The 22428-nt window shown below is 60.2% G+C and carries 15 protein-coding genes and 5 pseudogenes; 7 read left to right on the forward strand and 13 right to left on the reverse strand.

The features are described 5' to 3' along the window. Positions 1 to 29 precede the first annotated feature (29 nt). Positions 30 to 904 (reverse strand): annotated as a pseudogene (locus tag LJU32_09225) (AraC family transcriptional regulator). 141 nt (positions 905 to 1045) lie between these two features. Between LJU32_09225 and LJU32_09230 the strand changes: the two are divergent. Next, complete coding sequence (locus tag LJU32_09230; GenBank protein WKV90338.1) at positions 1046 to 1948, forward strand: DMT family transporter; 903 nt, start codon at positions 1046 to 1048, stop codon at positions 1946 to 1948. Between the two features lie 18 nt (positions 1949 to 1966). On the opposite strand, the gene LJU32_09235 is transcribed toward LJU32_09230, so the two are convergent. The 5 genes and pseudogenes from LJU32_09235 to LJU32_09255 all read right to left on the reverse strand — a co-directional run bounded on the left by LJU32_09235 (position 1967) and on the right by LJU32_09255 (position 6300). Next, positions 1967 to 2476: a DUF2165 domain-containing protein gene (locus LJU32_09235; GenBank protein ID WKV90339.1), complete on the reverse strand. Its 510-nt coding sequence runs from the start codon at positions 2474 to 2476 to the stop codon at positions 1967 to 1969. A 139-nt stretch (positions 2477 to 2615) separates the two neighbouring features. Further along, entirely contained in the window at positions 2616 to 3590 is a 975-nt protein-coding gene (locus LJU32_09240) for a D-glycerate dehydrogenase (GenBank protein ID WKV90340.1), read from the reverse strand. A gap of 977 nt (positions 3591 to 4567) precedes the next feature. Then, a pseudogene (locus LJU32_09245) lies at positions 4568 to 4941 on the reverse strand (DUF6124 family protein). 196 nt (positions 4942 to 5137) lie between these two features. Continuing rightward, positions 5138 to 5293 carry a hypothetical protein gene (locus LJU32_09250; protein WKV90341.1) on the reverse strand — a complete coding sequence of 52 codons (156 nt, stop codon included), beginning with the start codon at positions 5291 to 5293 and terminating at the stop codon, positions 5138 to 5140. Positions 5294 to 5331: 38 nt separating this feature from the next. After that, positions 5332 to 6300 (reverse strand): LysR family transcriptional regulator, encoded by a 969-nt coding sequence (locus tag LJU32_09255; protein WKV90342.1) that lies wholly within the window; start codon positions 6298 to 6300, stop codon positions 5332 to 5334. Between the two features lie 277 nt (positions 6301 to 6577). Here LJU32_09255 and LJU32_09260 point away from each other — a divergent pair. The 4 genes and pseudogenes from LJU32_09260 to LJU32_09275 all read left to right on the forward strand — a co-directional run bounded on the left by LJU32_09260 (position 6578) and on the right by LJU32_09275 (position 11571). After that, positions 6578 to 8075: pseudogene (locus LJU32_09260) on the forward strand (efflux transporter outer membrane subunit). 236 nt (positions 8076 to 8311) lie between these two features. Continuing rightward, the gene (locus tag LJU32_09265) at positions 8312 to 10504 is read left to right on the forward strand and encodes an FUSC family protein (GenBank protein WKV90343.1); all 2193 of its coding nucleotides are present in this window, start codon (positions 8312 to 8314) and stop codon (positions 10502 to 10504) included. Next, positions 10494 to 10694, forward strand: a complete 201-nt coding sequence (locus LJU32_09270) for a DUF1656 domain-containing protein (GenBank protein ID WKV90344.1) — start codon at positions 10494 to 10496, stop codon at positions 10692 to 10694. Before LJU32_09265 ends, LJU32_09270 begins: the two co-directional genes overlap by 11 nt. Positions 10695 to 10704: 10 nt before the next feature. After that, complete coding sequence (locus LJU32_09275; protein WKV90345.1) at positions 10705 to 11571, forward strand: HlyD family secretion protein; 867 nt, start codon at positions 10705 to 10707, stop codon at positions 11569 to 11571. A 47-nt stretch (positions 11572 to 11618) separates the two neighbouring features. Here LJU32_09275 and LJU32_09280 read toward each other — a convergent pair whose 3' ends face one another. The 3 genes from LJU32_09280 to LJU32_09290 form a co-directional block, all read right to left on the reverse strand. Next, complete coding sequence (locus LJU32_09280) at positions 11619 to 12704, reverse strand: hypothetical protein (GenBank protein ID WKV90346.1); 1086 nt, start codon at positions 12702 to 12704, stop codon at positions 11619 to 11621. Between the two features lie 438 nt (positions 12705 to 13142). Further along, positions 13143 to 13967, reverse strand: coding sequence for an SDR family oxidoreductase (locus LJU32_09285; GenBank protein WKV90347.1), 825 nt, complete (start codon positions 13965 to 13967; stop codon positions 13143 to 13145). A 35-nt stretch (positions 13968 to 14002) separates the two neighbouring features. Continuing rightward, a complete protein-coding gene (locus LJU32_09290) occupies positions 14003 to 14467 on the reverse strand; it encodes a multidrug transporter (protein ID WKV90348.1) in 465 nt (154 codons plus the stop codon). A gap of 169 nt (positions 14468 to 14636) precedes the next feature. Here LJU32_09290 and LJU32_09295 point away from each other — a divergent pair, with 169 nt between their 5' ends. Together LJU32_09295 and LJU32_09300 are read left to right on the forward strand one after the other, a co-directional pair. Further along, entirely contained in the window at positions 14637 to 16874 is a 2238-nt protein-coding gene (locus LJU32_09295) for an RHS repeat protein (protein WKV90349.1), read from the forward strand. Between the two features lie 44 nt (positions 16875 to 16918). Continuing rightward, positions 16919 to 17374 carry a hypothetical protein gene (locus tag LJU32_09300; GenBank protein WKV90350.1) on the forward strand — a complete coding sequence of 152 codons (456 nt, stop codon included), beginning with the start codon at positions 16919 to 16921 and terminating at the stop codon, positions 17372 to 17374. A 77-nt stretch (positions 17375 to 17451) separates the two neighbouring features. Here the strand turns inward: LJU32_09300 and LJU32_09305 are convergent. The 4 genes and pseudogenes from LJU32_09305 to LJU32_09320 all read right to left on the reverse strand — a co-directional run bounded on the left by LJU32_09305 (position 17452) and on the right by LJU32_09320 (position 22422). Continuing rightward, positions 17452 to 18901 (reverse strand): annotated as a pseudogene (locus LJU32_09305) (mannose-1-phosphate guanylyltransferase/mannose-6-phosphate isomerase). Positions 18902 to 19003: 102 nt separating this feature from the next. After that, on the reverse strand, positions 19004 to 19660 hold the full coding sequence (locus tag LJU32_09310; protein WKV90351.1) for an alginate O-acetyltransferase AlgF: 657 nt from the start codon (positions 19658 to 19660) through the stop codon (positions 19004 to 19006). Positions 19661 to 19674: 14 nt separating this feature from the next. Beyond that, positions 19675 to 20847: an alginate O-acetyltransferase gene (locus LJU32_09315; GenBank protein WKV90352.1), complete on the reverse strand. Its 1173-nt coding sequence runs from the start codon at positions 20845 to 20847 to the stop codon at positions 19675 to 19677. Between the two features lie 10 nt (positions 20848 to 20857). Continuing rightward, a pseudogene (locus LJU32_09320) lies at positions 20858 to 22422 on the reverse strand (MBOAT family protein). Between the last annotated feature and the right edge of the window lie 6 nt (positions 22423 to 22428).

Genomic DNA, 22428 nt, shown 5'->3' on the forward strand with positions numbered 1-22428 from the left:
GGCCATCACTGGCGAAAAGGTACGAGTTTCTAACGCAAAAACGCCTGCCGATACTCGCCCGGCGTCCCACCCAAAACCTGCCTGAACCGATTAGTGAAATGGCTGGCACTGGCAAACCCGCACGCCAGTGCAATCTCCCCAAGGGCAGCGCCGTGCCGCGCAACAATTCCCGTGCCCGGCTCAAGCGCCGCGCCAGCACATATTGATGCGGCGGCAGGCCGAAGCTCAGGCGAAACATCCGCGCAAAGTGATATTCCGACAGCGCACACAGCCCGGCCAGTTGCCCGAGGCTGATCGGCTCAGCCAACTGATTGTCGATGAACTCCACCAGTTGCCGGCGCTGATGCGGTGCGAGTCCGCCCTTCAGGCGCAAGCCCTGACGCGCACCGACCTGGTTGAGCAAGGTGTGGCTGATCAATTCGTGGGCGAGGCTGCTGGTCAGCAAGCGCTCGGCCGGCTCTTGCCAGTTCAGATTCAGCAATTGCCGGAAGCGCTGCGCCTGCTGCGGATCTTCGAGAAAGGTCTGCTCGCGTAATTGCATCTCGCGCGGTTCGCGATCGAGCAAAGTGACGCAACCGAGGGCGAATTGTTCGGCGCTGAAATACAGGTGCGCCAGACGGATGTCGCCATTGATCACCCAGCCCGATTCATGCTCGGCCGGCAGGATGCACAGCTTGTCGGGCCCGCCCTTGCGGCCCGGCTGGCCACGGCGAAATGTACCAGTGCCGCCGGCGATATAGCAGGACAAGGTGTGATGACTCGGCGCTTCATATTCCTGGGCGTCGTGGTGATTGGTCCACAAAGCCGCAGACAAGCCGTCGCCGAGCTCGGCGCTGTGCACCAGACGTGCATTCGGCGAGCGGTTGAGGGCTTGAAAGACTTGCAGGGTATCGATGGCGGCCATGTGCGGTTCTCTTCAACGCCTTCGCATCCTACTCCGTAGGCGTGGCGCTGCCAGCCAGTTGGCAGACAAAAGCGCAAGATTCTGCAAGCGCCGAAGGATGGCCAAGGCAGACACTCAAGGCCTGTTTAAGGAGTGTCTGCCATGAACCTGTCGTTGTACCTGCTGACCGTGCTGATCTGGGGCACCACCTGGATCGCCTTGAAATGGCAATTGGGCGTGGTCGAAATTCCTGTGTCGATCGTTTATCGCTTCGGCCTGGCTGCATTGGTGTTGTTTGCGTTGCTGCTGCTCAGCCGACGTCTGCAACCGATGAATCGGCGTGGGCACCTCATCTGCGTCTTGCAGGGCCTGTGCCTGTTCTGCATCAACTTCATGTGCTTTCTGACCGCCAGTCAGTGGATTCCCAGCGGGCTTGTGGCGGTGGTGTTTTCCACGGCAACGCTGTGGAACGCGCTGAATGCGCGGGTGTTCTTCGGTCAGCGCATCGCGCGAAATGTGTTGATGGGCGGTGCGCTCGGCCTGTTCGGGTTGGGGCTGTTGTTCTGGCCGGAGCTGGCGGGGCATGAGGCCACTCCGCAAACCTTGCTCGGTCTTGGTCTCGCGCTGTGCGGAACCTTGTGTTTTTCGGCAGGCAATATGCTCTCCAGTCTGCAACAGAAAGCAGGGTTGAGGCCGTTGACCACCAATGCCTGGGGCATGGCCTACGGCGCGGCGATGTTGTCGGTGTGGTGTCTGCTCAAAGGCATTCCTTTCGACATGGATTGGTCGCCGCGTTACGTCGGCGCGTTGCTGTATCTGGTGCTTCCCGGCTCGGTGATCGGCTTTACCGCCTACCTGACGCTGGTCGGGCGCATGGGGCCGGAGCGTGCGGCTTATTGCACGGTGCTGTTCCCCGTGGTGGCGTTGAACGTGTCGGCGTTTGCCGAAGGTTATCAATGGACCGCGCCAGCGCTCGCCGGATTGGTGTTGGTGATGCTGGGCAACGTGCTGGTGTTTCGTAAACCGAAACCACTGTTGTCCGCCGGGCAGGGAAAGTTGGCTTGATAAAACGAGCGCTGCTGTTCAGCGCTCGACTTTCAAGGTGATGTAGATCATTACCGGGAAGATAAAGTCGACAATGTGTCGTGCCCAGTCCTTGGCGTTCCATGATTGCGAAGTGTCCATGTCGAACCATTCAACACCGACAGTTTGCAGGCACACGTAATAAATGAAGATGGCGACCAATATGCCCATGATCGAAAACTTCTTGGCTTCATGAAACGCTGCAGCCGAAGCATCAATGAAGCGATATAACTGGTAAGTACCGATCAGGCAAAGCACCGTGTAAGTGACTTCCATGGTGATGATGAACCAGTAGATCCGGTGGTGGATCATGGGCGAGTCAATGGCCCGGTACATGATGTTTTCGCTGGCGTTGGTGGTGTCCATACTCAGGATGTGCGCCACATAAGTGTAATTGGATTCATAGTCGGTGAAGTTATGAATCATCACCAGCAGGCCGAAGAAGCTTATATAAGCCATCAAGATGACTTTGCTGTAACGGATGAGTTTGTCGGTGGTCAGGGTGTTCACGGTATAAGCTCTCCATGGCAATTAATCAATAAGTTGATAAGTTGCGAGAGCTTATATGGCTGTTACATGGTCTGGCTTTTTTGTTCGGTTGCAAGTTATGTAAGGTGAAGGCCGGGCGCAATGTTGCGCCGGCCCTTTTTCAGCCGCGCCAGGCCTGCGGATTGACCAGATCCTGCGGCCGTTCGCCGAGCAGGGCGCTGCGCAGGTTGGCCAGAGCGCGGTTGGCCATGGCTTCGCGGGTCTCGGTGGTCGCTGAGCCGATGTGTGGCAGGGTCACGGCGTTTTTCAATTGGAACAGCGGCGATTCGGCCAGTGGTTCTTTCTCGTAGACGTCGAGCCCGGCACCACGGATGCGGTTGTTTTGCAGGGCTTCGATCAGCGCCGGCTCGTCAACGACCGGGCCGCGCGAAATGTTGACCAGGATGGCGCTCGGCTTCATCAGCGTCAGCTCGCGATGGCTGATCAGGTGGCGGGTCTTGTCGCTCAGCGGTACCACCAGGCAGACGAAATCGGCTTCGGCGAGTAGCTCATCAAGGCTGCGGTACTGCGCGCCGAGTTCCTGTTCCAGTTCGGTCTTGCGGCTGTTGCCGCTGTAGAGGATCGGCATGTTGAAGCCGAAGCGCCCGCGCCGGGCGACGGCGGCGCCGATGTTGCCCATGCCGACGATGCCGAGGGTCTTGCCGTGCACATCCGTGCCGAACAGCGGGGTGCCGACGCTGGCCTGCCATTGGCCGGCCTTGGTCCAGGCGTCGAGTTCGGCGACGCGGCGGGCGCTGCTCATGATCAGGGCGAAAGCGAGGTCGGCGGTGCTTTCGGTGAGCACGTCGGGGGTGTTGGTGAGCATGATCCCGCGTTCGTTGAAATAGTCGAGGTCGTAGTTGTCGTAGCCGACCGAGACGCTGGAGACCACTTCGAGTTTTGTTGCGCTTTCCAGTTGTGCGCGGCCGAGTTTGCGGCCGACGCCGATGAGGCCGTGGGCGTGGGGCAGGGCTTCGTTGAACTGGGCGTTGATGTCACCGGTCTTGGGGTTGGGGACGATGACGTCGAATTCTTGTTGCAGGCGTTCGATCATGGGCGGGGTGATGCGGCTGAAGGCCAGGACTGTTTTTTTCATTGGGCTTGGGCTCGTCGGGGCTTGATTGCAAGCACGCTAACATTTTCTTGTTCGGGTTGTCTTGGCGGCCTCTGGGCCGACCATGCCTTGGTTTGTCTGGTGTGAATATCCGAAGGTTTCGGTGCGGCGACTGGCGGTTTCGCCTGACGGCGACTTACTTTTTACAAGCGCCTAAAAAGTAAGCAAAAAACGCTAGCTCCTACGTTCGGCCCTCGCAGGCTCGGTCCCTTCGCTCCGGGACTGATCCGGGCGCAGCGGCTCCGGTTTGCTTCGCTGCACCTCCTTCCGCTGTGTCTGGCTGCGCCAGACGGTCGCTGCGCTCCCACGCCCGGATCAATCCCTCCACTCAGCCTTCCGACGTCGCCGGTGGATCAAGATCAAAGCACTCGAGCTTGCGCTCATTGTTGAGTGGGGCGGCTTCGCCGCGGGCAGCTGCGCTGCTTTGCCTTTGCTTTTGTAGGAGCGAGCCTGCTCGCGAAAGCGGCCTGCCAGCCGACCTGTTTCTCACTGAACGCACCCGATCAAACTGTGGGAGCTGGCTTGCCAGCGAAGGCGGCCTGCCAGCCGACCTGTTTCTCGCTGATGTACATGATCCAAACTGTAGGAGTGAGCCTGCTCGCGAAAGCGTCTTCACTGCCAACCCGTCTCTGCCGGATTCACCCTGTCCCTGTGGGAGCTGGCTTGCCAGCGAAGGCGGCCTGACAGCCGACTGCTATCTCGCTGATGTACACGATCCAAACTGTAGGAGTGAGCCTGCTCGCGATGGCGTCTCCACGGCCAACCTCTCTCTGCCAGATTCACCCCGTCCCTGTGGCAGCTGGCTTGCCAGCGAAGGCGGTCTGACAGCCGGCTCATATCTTGCTGGATATACACGATCCAGAATTGTGGGAGCGAGCCTGCTCGCGAAAGCAGTTTATCTGACACCCGAATGTTGAATGTGCCGAAGCCTTCGCGAGCAGGCTCGCTCCCTCAGAGGCTTAATTGTGTGTCGGGGATTGGTCGATTTCGTAATTATCCAGCACCCGATTCACTGCCAGTTCCGCCAGCATGATCACCTGCTGGATGGCCAGTATGGTGTGCCGCTGTGGGCTGTCGACGTGGGCGGCGATGTCGCTGCTCATGATGCTCGCCGAGGCGAGGGATTCGCAGGCGTGGGCCAGCAGGCTTTCGTTGTCCTGGTCCGGGGCGACCTGGAACATGGTGCTGGGTTTGTGGCTTTGCTGCGCGGTGGTGGCCGGTTTGAGGTAGTGATCCAGCGCACGCTCGGCGGCGTCGTGGAGTTTCGTTGAGTCGGGGGATTGGTAGGGTGAGGTGCTTTCGGATTCGGGGGATTGGGTGTGGGTTTGAACATGGTGAAACTCCATTCGGGAAGTGGAGTTCGCCACTGACTGCGACCAAGCAATCGGGTGGCGAACCGTACGCGGGTTGGTCGACCAGGGAATGGAAACCCGGCAGGGCCGTGGCCCTCCCGCGCACAGCTCGCCATTAAGCATGCTTAAAACGTGCGCCATTCTAAACCCGGACGACCAAGTCCGGTCGCTGATTCGTCAGCAACCACCAAATCCTAGCCAGCGCACTTCCGACGGACAACCTGCAAAACCTGTCGGAAACTTCCCCGTAAACACCGCAATGTAGGAGCTGCCGTAGGCTGCGATCTTTTGATTTTTAAACAGCAAGATCAAAAGATCGCCGCCTCGTTGCACTCGTCAGCTCCTATAGAAAACCTGCGAGTGTTTAACACTCAGGTGGCGACGCGGACGCCAGCCAAACTTCCGGTCAACTCATAAGCCACCAATTCCGCCTGATGCGCCGCCAATATCTCCGGCAACGATCCGCGCAAATATTCCACCCAGGTTTTTATCTTCGCATCCAGGTACTGCCGTGACGGGTAGATCGCGTAGAGGTTGAGTTCTTGTGAGCGGTAGTTCGGCATGACCCGCACCAGGGTGCCGTTGCGCAGGCCTTCGATAGCGGCGTAGACCGGCAGCACACCGACGCCCATGCCGCTGGTGATGGCGGTTTTCATGGCGTCGGCAGAGTTCACCAGGAACGGTGAGCTGTTGATGGTGACCGTTTCCTGGCCGTCCGGGCCGTCGAAGGCCCATTTCTCCAGCGGGATCACCGGGCTGACCAGACGCAGGCAGGCGTGGTTGAGCAGGTCGCTGGGTTTCTGTGCGGCGCCGTTGGCTTTTACGTACGCCGGCGAGGCGCAGACGATGCTGTAGGTGATGCCCAGGCGCTGCGAGACGAAACCGGAGTCGGGCAGTTCGCTGGCCAGCACGATGGACACGTCGTAGCCCTCGTCGAGCAGGTCCGGCACGCGGTTGGCCAGGGTCAGGTCGAAGGTCACGTCGGGGTGGGTCTTGCGGTAGCGGGCGATGGCGTCGATGACGAAGTGCTGACCAATGCCGGTCATGGTGTGCACTTTCAACTGCCCGGCCGGGCGCGCGTGGGCGTCGCTGGCTTCCGCTTCGGCTTCTTCGACGTAGGCCAGAATTTGTTCGCAGCGCAGCAGGTAGCGTTTGCCGGCCTCGGTCAGGGCGATGCGCCGGGTGGTGCGATTGAGCAGACGCGTTTGCAGATGGGCTTCGAGGTTGGAGACCGCGCGCGAGACGTTGGCAGTGGTGGTGTCGAGTTGCACGGCGGCGGCGGTGAAACTGCCCGCTTCGGCAACACAACTGAAGGCGCGCATGTTTTGCAAAGTGTCCATGGGGTGCTCTCAAGGGAGATGGCAAATTGTGACACGAAGTTTCAGGGGCTGAGACCCCCGACCAAGGGATTATCTCGTTAACCGTAACAAAGATTCACAGAAATCCCAGCTTATCGCCGCAGAGGCGGCTCCATAGAATTGCGCCGATCCTGTGCCGGCGCTGCCGAAGGCTGCGGTCTTTTGATTTTGTTTTAAGGGAAGCAAGATCAAAAAATCGCAGCCTGCGGCAGCTCCTACACGAATCCTCGATTTACCCCTCTCTCAGGAATTCGCAGCTGTGCCGCGTCGCATCAACAGAGCGCTTTTGCCGCTCAGTGTTCTGTCTTTAACCCTGGCTCTCGGCGGCTGCATCTCAACCCAAGGCATTGCCCCTCACGGCGAGACGCTCGCGGCTGATTCACTGGCCACCGACGCGGCCATTGCCGAGGCTGCCAAAGATGCCCACTGGCCCAGCGCTCAATGGTGGCAGGCGTTTGGTGACGCGCAACTTAATCGCTGGATCGACCTCGCCGTGCAAGGCAGCCCGAGCATGGCCATGGCCGCCGCGCGGGTGCGTCAGGCCAAGGCCATGGCCGGTGTTGCCGAAGCGGCCGAGGCGTTGCAGATCAATGGCGAGTCGACCCTCAAGCGCCACAACTGGCCGACCGATCAGTTCTACGGCCCCGGCGATCTGGCCAACACCACCACGTGGGACAACAACGCCGCGCTCGGCTTCAGCTACGCCCTCGACCTCTGGGGCCGCGAGCGCAATGCCAGTGAGCGGGCGGTTGATCTGGCGCATGTGAGCGTGGCCGAGGCGCGACTGGCACAGCTGGAACTGCAGAACAACATCGTCCGCGCCTACATCGAACTGTCGCTGTATTACGCCCAGCGCGACATCGTCGCGGCGACGCTCCAGCAGCAACAGCAGATTCTCGATCTGGCGCAGAAGCGCTTGAACGGCGGGATCGGCACGCACTTCGAAGTCAGCCAGGCCGAAACGCCACTGCCGGAGACCCATCGCCAACTCGATGCGCTGGACGAGGAAATCGCCCTGAGCCGCAACCAGATCGCCGCGCTCGCCGGCAAAGGTCCGGGGCGGGCGCGCAGTTGCAGCGCCCGACATTGTCCCTCGGTGCTGCGCTGAAACTGCCATCGGCATTGCCCGCCGACTTGCTCGGCCAGCGGCCCGATGTGGTCGCCAGTCGCTGGCAAGTGGCGGCGCAGGCGCGTGGCATCGATGTCGCCCATGGCGGCTTTTATCCTAATGTCGATCTGGTCGGCAGCCTCGGCTATATGGCCACTGGCGGCGGGGCGCTGGAGTTTCTGACCGGCAAGAAACTCAACTACAACGTCGGCCCGGCGATCTCGTTGCCGATCTTCGATGGCGGCCGCCTGCGTGGCGAATTGGGCGAGGCGGCGGCCGGTTATGACGTCGCCGTGGCGCACTACAACCAAACCCTGATCAACGCACTGAAGAACATTTCCGATCAGTTGATCCGCCGCGAGTCGATGGACAAGCAGCAGGAATTCGCTGCCGAATCCGTGGCCGCAGCGCAGAAGACTTACGACATCGCGATGATCGCCTACCAACGCGGCCTCACCGATTACCTCAACGTGCTGAATGCGCAGACGTTGCTGTTCAAACAGCAGCAAGTGCAGCAGCAGGTGCAGGCGGCGCGATTGAGTGCGCATGCCGAGCTGGTGACTGCCTTGGGGGCGGCCTCGGTGCCGGTGATGACGTGCCGACAGCCGAGCAGACCCAAGCCCCGAAAACCCCGGCGCTGCTGCGTTGAACTCTAAATCTCTACTGGGAATTTCCTCCTTTGGAGTTGACCCCAAACCCTGTGGCGAGGGATTTATCCCCGTTCGGCGGCGCAGCCGTCGCAAAGCCAGTGCACGCGGTGTGACTGTGGGAATCGGGTCGTAGTTTTGGGGCCGCTTCGCAGCCCAACGGGGATAAATCCCCTCACCACAGGTTTTGCAGTGACCACAGAAAACTCTTCAGTTCTCGAACATTGAGCAGGATTTAATGACTCCCTTGCCCGCACCGTTGCGCTGGCTCCACTCCCTGGAATGGCGTCGCGGTTTTTTCGACTGGGCACGCAGCGATGGCGTGACCTGGGTGTATATCTTCAAGGTGTTGCTCGCCGCGTTTCTAACGCTGTGGCTGGCGATGCGGCTGGAGTTGCCGCAACCGCGTACGGCGATGATCACGGTGTTCATCGTCATGCAGCCGCAGAGCGGACAGGTGTTCGCCAAGAGTTTTTATCGCTTGCTCGGCACGCTGGCCGGGTCGGCGATGATGGTCACGCTGATCGCTTTGTTCGCGCAAAACACGGAGCTGTTTCTCGGCTCGCTGGCGATCTGGGTCGGCATCTGCTCGGCCGGTGCCGCGCGCTGCCGCAACTTTCGCGCGTATGGGTTTGTGCTCGCCGGTTACACCGCCGCGATGGTCGGTCTGCCGGCGCTGGCGCATCCCGACGGCGCCTTCATGGCCGCGGTATGGCGGGTGCTGGAGATCTCGCTGGGGATTCTCTGTTCGACGCTGATCAGCGCGGCGATTCTGCCGCAGACCGCCAGTGCGGCGATGCGCAACGCCTTGTATCAGCGCTTCGGCGTGTTCGCCCTGTTCGTCACCGACGGCTTGCGCGGGCGCAGCAAAGCCGAGGCGTTCGAAGCCAGCAACGTGCGCTTCATTGCCGAAGCCGTCGGCCTGGAAGGCTTGCGCAGCGTGACCGTGTTCGAAGACCCGCACATGCGCCGGCGCAACGGTCGGCTGAGTCGTTTGAACAGCGAGTTCATGGGCATCACCACGCGCTTCAATGCCTTGCATCAGTTGCTTGAGCGCCTTCGCGGCAATGGCGAAGAGCATGTCGTGGCAGCGATCAAACCGGGTCTGCAGGACCTCGCCGAAGTGCTCGACGGCTTCAGCGGGCGTGCCCTGACCAGCCCTGATGCAGCCCGTTTGGCGACCGCGTTGGCCACCTACAAGGAAGGTCTGCCGGCACGTGTCCGAACGCTGCGCGGGATCTTTCAGGACACTGCTCCGAGCGAAGCCGAACAACTGGATTTTCACACTGCCTACGAATTGCTCTATCGCTTCGTCGATGACCTGCACAGTTATGCACAGACCCACGCTTCACTCGCTGAGCATCGCCACGAACGTGAGCGCTGGGACGAGCCCTTCACTCCGCAAACCAACTGGTGGGCGGCAGCCGCGTCGGGGATTCGTGCCTCGTTCATCCTGATTGTGTTGGGCAGTTATTGGGTCGCCACCGCATGGCCGAGCGGGGCGACCATGACCCTGATCGCCGCCGCCACCGTCGGCCTGTCCGCTGCCACACCGAACCCCAAACGCATGGCCTTTCAAATGGCCTGCGGCACGTTTCTCGGCGCACTGATCGGCTTCGTCGAGATGTTTTTCATCTTCCCGTTGATCGACGGTTTCCCCTTGCTCTGCGTGATGCTCGCACCGGTGATCGTGCTCGGTTCGTTCCTCGCTTCACGGCCGCAATACGCCGGTGTCGGCCTCGGTTTGTTGATCTTTTTCAGCACCGGTTCAGTGCCGGACAATCTCACGATTTACAACCCCTACACCTTCATCAACGACTACATCGCCATGGTCATGGGCATGCTGGTGTGTGCGGCGGCGGGGGCGATCATTCTGCCGCCGAACAGTCGCTGGCTGTGGCAGCGCCTGGAGCAGGATCTGCGCGGGCAAGTGGTCTATGCGATCAGCGGCAAACTCAAGGGCCTGGCCTCGCGTTTCGAGAGCCGCACCCGCGATCTGCTGCATCAGGCCTATGGCCTCGCTGCAGGGCAGCCGAAGGTACAAAAGAGTCTGTTGCGCTGGATGTTCGTGGTGCTCGAAGTCGGCCACGCGATCATCGAGTTGCGCAAGGAACAGGCGATCCTGCCGGTGCACCCGGCGTATGCCGAATCGCAGCCGTGGCGCCAGGCACTTCGGGTGATGGGGCGTGCGCTGGTGCGCCTGTTCCTGCAACCGAACGCGAGCAATCTGCAGCGCGCACTGGTCGCTGTCGACCATGCGATCAGCCGCGTCGCCGCCACCGATGAACCGTTCGCGCCACACTTCGATACCTCCGCGTTGCGCCGGGTGAAGAGCTATCTGCACTTCATCCGCACTTCACTGCTCGATCCGCAATCACCGCTCGCCGAATTCGCTCCCGCCCGGCCCGAAGGACTCACCCATGCCTCGTGAAATCGCCTTCCATGGCGTGTACATGCCGACCATGACCCTGATGTTTTTTGTCGCTGCGGCATTGGCCTGGGCGCTGGACCGCTTCCTCTCGGGGTTCGACCTGTACCGTTTTTTCTGGCACCCGGCGCTGCTGCGTCTGAGCCTGTTTACCTGTCTGTTCGGCGCCATGGCGCTGACTGTCTACCGTTGAGAACATCTTGATGAAAAAGTTTTTCAGCCTGCTCGCGACCCTGCTGGTGCTGGCCCTGGCGCTGTGGATCGGCCGCACGTTGTGGGAGCATTACATGAACACGCCGTGGACCCGCGATGGCCGCGTGCGCGCCGACATCATCAACGTCGCCGCCGACGTCACCGGCGAAGTGGTCGAAGTGCCGGTGCGCGACAATCAGTTGGTGAAGAAGGGTGATCTGCTGATGCGCATCGACCCCGAGCACTACCGCATCGCGGTCAAGCAGGCACAGTCACTGGTGGCTTCGCGCAAGTCGACCTGGGAGATGCGCAAGGTCAACGCCCATCGCCGCGCCGACCTCGACAATCTGGTGATCTCCAAGGAAAACCGCGACGACGCCAGTAACATCGCCGACGCCGCGCTGGCCGATTACCAACACGCCCAGGCGCAGCTGGAAGCCGCCGAACTCAACCTCAAACGCACTGAAGTCCGCGCCGCGGTGGACGGCTACGTGACCAACCTCAACGTGCATCGTGGCGACTACGCACGCATCGGTGAGGCGAAGATGGCCGTGGTCGACATGAACTCGTTCTGGGTCTACGGCTTCTTCGAGGAGACCAAATTGCCGCACGTCAAAGTGGGTGACAAAGCCGATATGCAATTGATGAGCGGCGAGGTGCTCAAGGGCCATGTCGAAAGCATTTCCCGCGGCATCTACGACCGCGACAACCCGGAAAGCCGCGAGCTGATTGCGGATGTGAATCCGACGTTCAACTGGGTGCGGTTGGCTCAGCGCGTGCCGGTAAGGATTCACATTGATGAGGTGCCGGCGGGGGTGTTGCTGGCGGCGGGGATTACTTGCACGGTGGTGGTGAAGCAGGACCTGGCAGACAATTGATCGACCGAGTCGCCCCTGAACCGGGCGACGCGCGAAGATCCTTGCATTTACTGAGTGATGTCGTAGCGATACACACAACCCACAGGGTTTTCTAGATTGAGGTTCAGGGCAAAAATCAGTTTGCCTGGGGTCTGCTGATAATGAAGTCTGGGGAGAGTCTCTGTGGGCTCCTGTCTGTGAATGTAGCTGTGCCCACCGTAAAAACCACTGGCGTAGCTGCCGTCAGCCGACGTCACGCAGCCAATGTAATTGTCCTTTTCGTCTCCACCGCAGAACACGAGATTATTATCGAAAGCGATGTGGTCTGCCCAGTTGACTGGTCTTTCACGACCAATATCGATATGGAGTGGCAGGATAATTGGACGGCTTCGATTGATCTCGAGATCTGGTTTACCTGTTTCGTCGAAGGCGAGCAACAGGCCATATCGGTTGCTGAAGGCGTTCGACTTGTTCTGGTAGCCGGATGCCGTAAATTTATTACTGACTCGCTGTTTTACAGTATTGAATTCGGTACCACTGTAGTTTTCCCGGAACACCAGATATCCGCGTCTTTCCTCGGGGCCGAAATCCTCGTTGAGGCTGCCGTCTGGATTCAACATCACGATGAGACCCTCCGGATTCACGTCGGGGTCAGACTTTTCATAGCCTGCAAATAGCAAGCGCCCGTCTTCGATCTCGCGACCGTCGCTGAATGAGGTAACTGCGGCCCGATGAATGCCCTCGATTACAACGCAGCCGTTTGTGCCGAATGCCTCAACGGGCTTGCCCTGTGCGTCGAACTTGTACAGGAGCGCCTTGTACACGTTCTTCTCGGACGCGTCACCGGCGTGATAATTCACGCCAACAATGACGCTGCCATCGATTGTCGTGAACACGAACCTTGGCCCTTGTACCGCGCGCCATTGTTCATTGGGGTGTTTGATGATGACTTTGCCTTCGTCGCCGAAGTCATCAACTATTTTGCCCTCATGATCAAGGCAAAGAATCACGGGCCATACCTCGCCCTCCTTGCCATTGGTTGTGCTGCCCGCCATGAACAGTCGCTTATTGGCATCTTTGGCATCTTTGGCATCTTTGGCACTTGTGGCAATCGGCCCGCCAAAAGCCTTTTCATCGAGACAGAACGTGCCCATGACCCGCCCTTCGAGACCGAAGTTTGCGTCTACGTCACCCAATACTGTCAGTTTCGAAATGAAATAGTTTTTTCGTCGAAAGTACTGGTGACTATCAGCGATTTATCATCCAGCAGGAGCGACCCAGTCAGGGGCGAGACTTCGCCGGGTCATCGCGGAATATTTCGTCCAGTCGAAGTTTGCCCTGGCCACTTCCCCAGGACGCGTCGATTGTTGCTTTAATTATGCTGGGTAGTTCTAAATCTGAGGTAGTCATACACGTCCCTGCGCCGGTTGTTTTGAGGTCGGTTTTCTCGCCGGGCTATGACAAGGTCTCAACCAGTCGCTAACCGTGCCTGACCCACATTAGGCTTTCGTCCATGGGTTGCCCACTGTCAACTCTGACAGGTCTGGATACCGCTGGTCGCATTGCGCTTTCGGCGGAGGGGCAGTTGAGTATCAGAGCTTTGCGCGCAACCCGAAGCGCTTCATCAACGTCGATTCCAGCAATCCCTTCGGCAACAGCGCCGCCAACAGCGGCAACGCCCGGCTGCCGTTGCCAATGCGCACCAACCGTGGCGGCTTGCTCTGCTGCACAGCCGTCAATAACTGCGCGGCGAACTCGTCCGCTGGCGTCGGTCTGTCCTGCGATGCCTTGGCCCGCGCCCGAATGCCTTCACGCAACGGAAACCACGGCGATTGCTCGTTGATCAACTGCTCGGCTTCATGCCCGGCGTTCTTCGCGAAGCTTGATTCGATCGCGCCGGGCTGAACCTCCATCACGCGGATGCCGAACGGTGCCAGTTCCATGCGCAAGGCATCGCTCAAGGCATGTACCGCCGCTTTCGACGCGCAGTAGGCGCCGGCAAACGGCGTGACCAAAACACCCGACACACTGCCGATATTCACCACCAGCCCCTTGGCCTGACGCAGCAGCGGAAACAACGCGCGGGTGACGCCGACAATCGAAAATACGTTGGTTTCGAACTGCCGTTGCATGGCCGTCACGCCGCCGTCGAGCAGCGGCCCCATGGCGCCATAACCGGCATTGTTGATCAACACGTCGAGGCCGCCATGTTGCTGGCCCAGACGTTCGGCGAGTTGTTCCAGCGCGACGCCATCGTTGACGTCCAGCTGAATCGCGGTGAAACCGGCGGCGCTGAGCGCGCTGACGTCTTCAGCCCTGCGCGCGCTGGCCCAGACTTCGTATCCGGCCGCTTTGAAAGCATCGGCGAGGGCGCGGCCGATGCCGCTGGAACAACCGGTGATCAACGCAACGGGCATGGCGCATTCCTTATGCAAAAAATCGGGGAAGGGGATCAGTCAGAGAAACTACCCTGCAAATGCTCGGCGCGAAACTCCAGCGTTTGCGGGCGATAGCCGGGGCGCAGCGGCGGCAGCGGCAGGCAGTCTTCCCAAGTCGCGCCGGCCTGCAGTTCGCCGGGGCCGCGATAGCGTGGGGCGGTGTATTGGTTGTCGGCCAGATTGACCGTATCGCCCGGCGCGTATGCGGCGATGCGCCAGCGCAGTTCGGTCAGCGGCACATTGTTGCCATTGTTCATTTTCAATTGAAGGGGTCGGTCGGCCGGACATTGTTCGGGGGCATAGGCAATGCGCAGTTCCAGGCGCGCCAGTTGCTTGATCTCGCGGTTGTCCAGCCACACCACCCACATCGCCACAAGGCCCAGGCCGATGGCTGCGGCCACCGACACCGGCAAGGCCTTGGCCGGATAGCGCAACAGCAGGATCAGCCAGGTGATGACCAGCAGGATGCCAATGAACATGCGCGAGTGCTCCATGGAGGATTGAAGTCCATCCTACCGAACGCCTCGCACGATGGGTATTGGTGAGAAGCGCCAGCCTACCGTCGGTCGGGACTGTAATTTCTGACAGTGGCTACGCGGGCTTGCGCTTGCTCAGATGGGCAGATGCTTACACGGACGTTGACTGATCATGGGTATCCACAGCAAAACGCCGACGCTTGCCGTGAACGATCCGCGCGGTCTGGCCGTCCTCACAGTCAATTACTGGCGCACCGATGCATCGTTGGCAAGCGAGCCCCGGATCGAGCGAATGCTGCGCGACGTTGCCGGGCGTGCGGTCAGACAATGGGATGCTCGACTCTGGGCGCTGCAAGCGATTGATCCGCAAACGCCTGCCTCTCTGTCATCGGTGTACTCCCTGGACGACAGCGTACTGCGCTCGGACAGCACTGATGCAGGCATTCAGGTCCGGTTGCCGGGTTTGGCGGGTGAGACGCTGTTCAGTTGGGACAGCCGTGGCGCACGTCGCGAGGACCAGTACGATAACTTGCTGCGCCCGGTTGCCGTGTTCGAACAGGGCACTGGCCTGCCCCGGCGGTGCACCGAGCGTTTTGCCTATGGCGTCCCCGGGGCGGGCGACGCGTGGCGCAATCAGCTCGGTCAATTGATCCGACATGACGATCCGGCCGGCAGCGTGCTGTTTGAGCAATTCGCAATCACTGGCCAGTGCAGCGAAAGCATTCGCCAATTCACGCTTGAGTCAGCGGCCCCGGATTGGCCGCAGGGCTTGGGTGATCGGCAGAAACTGCTCGAATCCGCAGCCGGGGCAACCACGCAGTGGCGCTATGGCCCGCTCGGAACCGTGCTCGAACAGTTCGATGCTGCTGGCAACCGGCAGGTGTTCGCACTGACACTCGACGGGCGGTTAGGCGGGGTGGGTCTGAGGCTGAGGTTTCAGACCCAGGACTATCCCGTCGTCAGCGATATTCGCTACAACGCCGACGGCCAGGTCATTCGGGAACTGGCGGGCAACGGCGTTTCGACCACGCTGAGCTACCGTCCCGAGGACGGCCGTCTGCTCACCCGCCATGCTCAGGATCAATACGGCAAAGTCTGGCAACGCCTACTGTATGCCTATGACGCGATGGGCAATGTACTGAGCATCGAAGACCAGGCATTGTCCGTGCGCTGGTTCGCCAACCAGCGCATCGAGCCAGTCAGTCGCTACCGCTATGACAGTCTTTACCAACTGATCCATGCGACTGGCTGGGAGGCCGGCGCCGCTGGTGGCGGGCCGATCGCTGTCGGTAACTACAGCCAAAGCTATCGCTATGACGCCGGGGGCAATTTGCTTGAACTGACTCACACTGGCCAACAGAGTCCAGGTCATCAACTGCAGGCCGCGCGCCACAGTAATCATTGCCTGCCGTGGCGCGACGGTAAGCCGCCCTCTGAGGCAGAGATCGCTGAAGCTTTCGATCCGCGGGGTAATTTGTTGTTGCTGGACCAAGGACGCCGGTTGCAGTGGAATCTGCGTAATCAGCTGGACTCGGTCGTGGTCGTGCAACGCGAATCAGGCGCCGATGATCGCGAAAGCTATCTCTACGACGGCGGCGGTCAACGTGTCCGTAAAACGAGGTCAGCCCAGACCAACGCGCGCAATCTGTTCGCCGATATACGCTATCTGCCCGCGCTGGAGTTGCGCATGGACACCGGCACTGCGCGGAGCTTGCAGGTGGTCAGCGTGCAGACCGGACTCAACAGCGTTCGCGTTCTGCACTGGGAAAGCCCGCCACCGACGGGCACCAACGATATCTACCGATACAGTTTCAGTGATCATCTGGGGTCGCTCAGTCTTGAGATGGACGCAGATGCGCGACTGATCAGCCGTGAATATTTCTATCCGTTCGGTGCGACGGCGTGGGCCGATGAGCCCGACGTCAGTTACAAGACCGCGCGCTATTCGGGAAAGGAACGTGATGCCACGGGGCTTTACTCCTTTGGGTTTCGCTATTACGTGCCGTGGCTGCAACGCTGGTTGAATACCGATCCTGGCGGGGCGATCGACGGCCATAATCGCTATCGCGCGATGCGCAATAACCCAATGACTTACACGGACAGCGACGGGCGCAAGCCCGACAAGCATGCACCCGATCGGGTGTACCACGATCTTGCCGACAAGAAACTGGTCAATCCCGTGCAAGCCGCCGGCATGCAGCCCGTGCGCCGTTACTTCGAGAATGACCCCAATCCCGACGTTCAGGCCTACCGCCGCGAAATACCGGTAGCGCTGGCAGAGCTGGGAGCCCGGGACAACTCCGTGCTCAACACCCATCAGGCACATGTCATTGCCGCCGCCCGGACGCACACCGCACCCCGTCGGGGGCCGTGCTGTACCACTCCGGTGAATTCGTTTCTTCGACAATGAATCGGGTGTTGGGGGAGGAGACCACCAGCCGGATCATGGGACCCATGTCCGTTGCGTTCAACAGCCCTGTTGAAGAACCGCAAATACTTGCAGCCAGGCGCGGTGCTGTGGCCAAAAGCTTCCAGATCGGCGGAAATCTGCTGATGCACGCCGCCCACCCCGCCGTTCAGTTGGTTGGCTCTGTAAGTGTGGCAATGGGCAATGCCATGCAGGTTTCCGAGGCTCAGACGCGGATCCAGTACAAAATGCTCAGCACACCCGTCCCCGTACCTCCAGCCGTTTCCCCGAACAGCCCAGCGGTCGACTTGCGCTCCTTCAATCGATCGACCCCGCGCCGGTCATTGTTTCCGGAACCGACCGCAACCCGCACACCGTTGGCGCAGCAGCTGTTTGCCGCGGCGTTTACTCAAGATCCCGTGGCGGTGGCACAAGGGATGGAAGGCGAGTCGCTCGAGGAAGATCCAGCATTGGCGAGACGCCGTAATTCAGTTTTCGGCTAGGCGAAAAAGCCCCGCCCAGCCCGCTGCGGATAGGGAACGCAACGGGCTGGACGAGGGCTTCTCGTTTTAGCGAGCGATCACTGCGCGATGGTTTTCACCGACACGCCGCGTTCGATCGGGGTGGAGCGACCGTAGATATCTTCGAAACGCTCGATATCGTCTTCACCCAAGTACGAACCCGACTGCACTTCGATGATTTCCAGCGGGATCTTGCCCGGGTTGCGCAGGCGGTGCACCGAGGCGATCGGGATGTAGGTCGACTGGTTTTCGGTGAGCAGGAACACGTTCTCGTCGCAGGTCACTTCGGCGGTGCCGCTGACCACGATCCAGTGTTCGGCGCGGTGGTGGTGCATCTGCAGCGACAGGCACGCGCCCGGCTTGACCGAGATGTGCTTGACCTGGAAACGCCCGCCCATGTCCACCGAGTCGTACGAGCCCCACGGACGATAGACTTCGCAGTGATTCTGGGTTTCGCTGCGGCCCTGCTCGTTGAGCGTGTTGACCATCTGCTTGACGCCTTGGACCTTGTCCTTGTGGGCAATCATCATCGCGTCTTTGGTTTCGACCACAACGATGTTTTCCAGACCGATCACCGAGACCAGTTTGCCGTTGCCGTGGATCATGCAGTTCTTGCTGTCCTGAATCACCACGTCGCCTTTGCTGACGTTGCCGTTGGCGTCTTTCTCGTTGACTTCCCACAGCGACGACCAGCAGCCGACATCGCTCCAGCCGGCGGTCAGCGGCACCACGCAGGCGCGCTGGGTTTTTTCCATCACCGAGTAGTCGATGGAGTTGTCCGGGCAGCAGGCGAAGGTGGCTTCGTCGAAGGTGACGCTGTCGGCGTCCTGCTGGCTGCGCTCGAGGGTCAGCAGGCAGGTGTCGTAGATGTCCGGATCGTGCTTTTTCAGTTCTTCGAGGAAGCGGCTGGCGCGGAACAGGAACATGCCGCTGTTCCAGTAGTAGCCGCCGGATTCGACATACTCGGTGGCGCGCTTGACGTCCGGTTTTTCGACGAAGTGCGAGACGCGGCTGACGCCTTCGGGCAGCAGCGAATCAGCGGTGGATTTGATGTAGCCATAACCGGTTTCCGGTTTGGTTGCCGGCACGCCGAACAGGACCATTTCACCGTTTTCCGCCGCGACGGTGGCCAGAGCCAAGGCGCGTTGCAGGGCTTTTGGTCTTCCAGCACGTGGTCGGCCGGCAGCACCAGCATCAGTTCGTCGCGACCTTCATTGACCAGCATCATCGCGGTCAGCGCGACGGCCGGCGACGTGTTGCGGCCGAACGGTTCCATCAGGATGCGCTGGCATTCCAGATTGCGTGCGGCCAGTTGCTCGTTGACGATGAAGCGGTGTTCCTTGTTGCAGACCACGATCGGCGTGTCCATGCCTTCGAACACCAGGCGCTCGAGGGTTTGCTGGAACAGGGTGTGTTCGCCGGTCAGGGCGAGGAATTGCTTGGGAATTGCTTACGCGAAAGAGGCCACAGACGCGAACCGCTACCACCTGACAAGATCACCGGAATCATAATGTTTACTCCATAAAATGCAGTTGAGAGCTGCAAGCTGCAAGTGGTGAGTTAGAAGCACTTCACTTGCAGCTTGAAGCTAGTAGCTGATAGCTCGAGCGATTAGCGAGTCGACACCGGGCGTTTCACCCAGACTGGCGACAGGTTGCTGCCGTTGCCGGTGACGTACAGCACCGCTGCCTCACCACGCTCCAGGGCGACTGGTTTCACGTCGCCGACTTTCTTGTCGCCTTCGTACAGCGCCAGGCTGACTTTCACCGGGTTGATTTCACGTTCGCCACGGCCCTTGGCCGCCACGTTCGGCACCACTTCGGTTTTGCCGTCGGCGGTTTTCAGGGTCAGCGGCTTGTCGCTGAGGTTCTGCACGCGTACCAGGGATTTCTGCTTGTTCTTGAACGGCGGCTCTTCGATCAGTTGTGGCGCGCCGGACGCGTTGTTGACCAGGGTGTAGTAGTGATCACCGGCGAGTTTCACCGGCAGGGTCTGGCTGCCGACCTTGGCGCTGTAGTCGCCGCCTGGCATGAAGCTGAAGTCGCTGCTGGCCAGTGGCGCGATGTCGCTCAGGTTGGTGCTGCCGACAGTCGCGCTGACTTCAGCGTTGCTGGCGTTGTAGACACGCACGAAGGTCGAGCCTTTCGGTGCGGTCGGGCCGTACAGCGCGGCGTCGCCGCCGGCGAAGGCTGGGACGGATAGCACGCTGAGGCCAGCAACCAGTGCGAAGCTTTTAGCGAGACGACGAGGAGTTGTAGTGAAAGTCATGGTGTACCTCTCTTTCAGTTTTGCGCCCGATCGGGCGTCTCGGATTTAGTGTTGATGGCTACGTTTTGTTGGCGGGCGCCGGCTTGTTTGAGCTCTGCGACCCACTGCGGGTCGGCGTCGCCGATTTCGTTGTTCACAGGCAGATATCGTTCAGGAAACTCCCAGATCAGCACTTGTGGCGGGCTGTTCTTGAAGTCATCGCTTTTCAGGTAGCTGAGCATCGGCAGAATCGGGCCATGGCCGTCTTCGGCGTAGTTGACGACGTCGCTGTGCAGCGCTTGTTTGAGCGCACCGACGAAGTTCCAGTTGGGGTTGGCGCTGTAGCTGGTGCCGATCAGCGCGACCGGTACTTCGCTGTTGGCGAACAGGGCGTCGTCACCGGCAGGCTGCTCGGCGGCAACGGTGTTGCGTTTGAGCAGTGGCTCAGGCGCCGGCATCATGTTTTCGAACAGCGGATCGAGCGGCAGGAACAGACGCAGATCGCCCTTGTGCGTGACCTTCTCTGCTGGCGTGGTAACGAAGCGCTGTGGCTCGCCGCTCAGCGGGAATTTCTCGGCAATGGTTTTCGCCAGCGTGTTGGCGGCGATCTCGGCGCCTTCCGGCGTCCAGTGGGTGTCGGTGCGCAGGAACACTTGCTGACCGTTCTGCTTGGCCTGTTGCAGCGGGCCGAGCAGGTCAGGGGCGAGGATCTTGTCGGCCGCAACACGGGCGTGGAAATCCTGATACAGGTTCTGGTGAATGCTCGAAGGCTTCACTTCATCCAGATGCTCCGGATACAGACGCACCTTGGCCGGCACGATCGCCATCACCAGTTTCACGCCTTTCTCTTTCAGGGTCTGGCGCACGCCTTCGACCAGCGCGTAGTTGCCTTGCAGGTTCTGTTGTTCGTTGACGATCGGGTTGAATTCCTCATCGCTGTACAACCACTGGTCGCGGCCGAGCACGACGCCCGGACGACCTTCGTTGAACAGTTTGAAATCCAGCGCGGCCCAGAGGTTGGTGCCCAGACGCTTGATCGGGAATTCATCGTCGTAGTGGGTTTCCACCGCTTTGGTCCAGCGGCCATTGAGCACCGTCGCGTCGGCGTTGGTGCTGAAGCCGAAGAAGCTGCGAATCGACCACAGACCGAGGACCAACAACGTCACCAGGAACAGGGCGATGTAGAAGATGCGTAATGAGCGGGTCATGTCAGATCCCTCAGAACTGGAAGTAAAGGAACGGCGAGAAGCTTTGCGCCGAGAGTTTGAGAATCGAGGCGATGAACAGCAGCAGGATCAGCCCGCGCATCACGTAGCGCGACCAGTCAGCGGTCCAGTAGGCCGGTTGCACTTGGGCTTCGACGCCGACGGTGTAGCCAGGTTCATGGATGCTCGCTGGATTTTCACCAGGCGCTGCCTTGATCATTCCCGGGGTCGCAGTGGCAGGGCCATCGGCCTTGACGTTGACTTCCGGTTTGGTCTTGGCGGGCGGCTGATTGGTGTACAGATCACGCAGGCCGAAGAACGCCAGGGTCACGTAAGCCACCACCAGGGTCGCCACTTGCAGACCGGTCAGGCTGGCCTGATTGAGTTCCGACAGCGACCAGTCGCCGAAGCTGAACATTGCACCGTACATGCGACCGGCAACGTGCAGGTTCTCGGCACGGAAGATCACCCAGCCCATCACCACCAGCAGGAAGGTCAGTGCCCAGCGGATCGGGTTGAGGCTGCGCGGCGAGGTGTTCAGGCCGAGCATTTTTCGATCGCCAGCCACATGCCGTGCCAGGCGCCCCAGATGATGTAAGTGATGTTCGCGCCGTGCCACAGACCGCCGAGCAGCATGGTCAGGAACAGGTTGCGATAGGTCATCAGCGTGCCTTTACGATTACCGCCGAGGGTGATGTAGAGATAGTCACGCAGCCAGGTCGACAGGCTGATGTGCCAGCGGCGCCAGAACTCGGTGATCGACTGGCTGATGTACGGCTGCTTGAAGTTTTCCATGAAGCGGAAACCCATCATCAAGCCCAGACCGATGGCCATGTCGCTGTAACCGGAGAAGTCGAAGTACAGCTGCGCGGTGTACGCCAGCGCACCGAGCCAGGCATCGCCCGTGGTCGGGTTCTGCAGGGCGAAGCAATGGTCGGCGACCACGGCGAGGGTGTCGGCGATGAAGACCTTCTTGATGAAACCCTGCATGAACCGCGTGCAGCCCTCGGAGAACTTGTCGAGGGTGTGCGTCCGGTTGTTGAACTGATCAGCGAGGTCACGGAAACGCAGAACCGGGCCGGCAATCAGGTGCGGGAAGATCGCCACGAATGCTGCGAAGTCGATCAGGTTGCGCGTCGCCGGAGTGTCGCCACGGTACACGTCGATGATGTAGCTGATCGATTCGAAGATGTAGAACGAAATACCGATCGGCAGCAGCACGTGGGTGAGGATGAACGGTTCAAGACCGAACGAAGTCATGATCGCGTTGATGCTGTCGACGCCGAAGTTGGCGTATTTGAAGTAGCCGAGGATGCACAGGTCCACCGCCACGCCGAGCAACAGCCAGCGCTGCGCCGGTTTGGTTCGTACACCGGCGGCACCGACTTTCAGGCCGATCCAGTAGTTCCACAGCGTGACGCCGGCGAACAGTGCGAGGAAGTCCACTCGCCACCAGGCGTAGAACACGTAGCTGGCGATCAGCAGCAGCAGGTTGCGATAGCGTTGCCCGCTCAGGTAGTACAAGCCGAGAAAGATCGGCAAGAACAGAAACAGGAACACGTTGGATGAAAATACCATCCCGAT

It is taken from the genome of Pseudomonas sp. B21_DOA (assembly GCA_030544685.1).
In the GTDB taxonomy this organism is placed as follows: Bacteria; Pseudomonadota; Gammaproteobacteria; order Pseudomonadales; family Pseudomonadaceae; genus Aquipseudomonas; species Aquipseudomonas fluorescens_AO.

What these genes read in the sequence shown, in the direction of transcription:
- LJU32_09230 (WKV90338.1), top strand. Translation starts at nt 1,046, where the DNA reads ATGAACCTGTCGTTGTACCTGCTGACCGTGCTGATCTGGGGCACCACC.
- LJU32_09240 (WKV90340.1), bottom strand. Translation starts at nt 3,590, where the DNA reads ATGAAAAAAACAGTCCTGGCCTTCAGCCGCATCACCCCGCCCATGATC.
- LJU32_09255 (WKV90342.1), bottom strand. Translation starts at nt 6,300, where the DNA reads ATGGACACTTTGCAAAACATGCGCGCCTTCAGTTGTGTTGCCGAAGCG.
- LJU32_09265 (WKV90343.1), top strand. Translation starts at nt 8,312, where the DNA reads ATGACTCCCTTGCCCGCACCGTTGCGCTGGCTCCACTCCCTGGAATGG.
- LJU32_09270 (WKV90344.1), top strand. Translation starts at nt 10,494, where the DNA reads ATGCCTCGTGAAATCGCCTTCCATGGCGTGTACATGCCGACCATGACC.
- LJU32_09275 (WKV90345.1), top strand. Translation starts at nt 10,705, where the DNA reads ATGAAAAAGTTTTTCAGCCTGCTCGCGACCCTGCTGGTGCTGGCCCTG.
- LJU32_09280 (WKV90346.1), bottom strand. Translation starts at nt 12,704, where the DNA reads ATGGGCACGTTCTGTCTCGATGAAAAGGCTTTTGGCGGGCCGATTGCC.
- LJU32_09285 (WKV90347.1), bottom strand. Translation starts at nt 13,967, where the DNA reads ATGCCCGTTGCGTTGATCACCGGTTGTTCCAGCGGCATCGGCCGCGCC.
- LJU32_09290 (WKV90348.1), bottom strand. Translation starts at nt 14,467, where the DNA reads ATGTTCATTGGCATCCTGCTGGTCATCACCTGGCTGATCCTGCTGTTG.
- LJU32_09295 (WKV90349.1), top strand. Translation starts at nt 14,637, where the DNA reads ATGGGTATCCACAGCAAAACGCCGACGCTTGCCGTGAACGATCCGCGC.
- LJU32_09300 (WKV90350.1), top strand. Translation starts at nt 16,919, where the DNA reads ATGTCCGTTGCGTTCAACAGCCCTGTTGAAGAACCGCAAATACTTGCA.
- LJU32_09310 (WKV90351.1), bottom strand. Translation starts at nt 19,660, where the DNA reads ATGACTTTCACTACAACTCCTCGTCGTCTCGCTAAAAGCTTCGCACTG.
- LJU32_09315 (WKV90352.1), bottom strand. Translation starts at nt 20,847, where the DNA reads ATGACCCGCTCATTACGCATCTTCTACATCGCCCTGTTCCTGGTGACG.